Source organism: Streptomyces roseolus (assembly GCF_014649855.1).
Taxonomy (GTDB): Bacteria; Actinomycetota; Actinomycetes; order Streptomycetales; family Streptomycetaceae; genus Streptomyces; species Streptomyces roseolus.
This window is the reverse complement of the sequence record NZ_BMTV01000073.1, coordinates 1-294: the sequence shown is the minus strand read 5'-3', so window position 1 is coordinate 294 and position 294 is coordinate 1. Positions and strand designations below refer to the sequence as shown.

Sequence of the window (294 nt, the reverse complement as noted above, 5' to 3'; positions counted from 1 at the left end):
CGATGTCGGCTTCTCGCTGGCGGCCGGGCGTGCGGTCCTGGATCACCGGGCGGTGGTCGTCGGTGACGACCGCGAGAGCCTGCTTTCGGGTCTGCGGGAGCTCGCCGAAGGCGGCACCAGCGCCTCCGTCGCGCGGGGCGCGGGGCGCTCGGGCAAGACGGCGTTCCTGTTCACCGGCCAGGGTGCCCAGCGTGCCGGTATGGGTCTGGAACTGGCGGATGTGTTCCCGGAGTTCGCGGAGGCGTTCGACGAGGTCGTCGGTGTTCTCGACGGTCTGCTGGAGGTGTCGCTGCG

1 protein-coding gene is annotated in these 294 nt (G+C 71.4%); it reads left to right on the top strand.

Features of this window, described 5'->3' with window-relative positions; genetic code table 11:
* Positions 1-294: hypothetical protein (locus IE245_RS37590; protein WP_229852084.1), on the top strand; the 294-nt coding region annotated here is incomplete at both ends.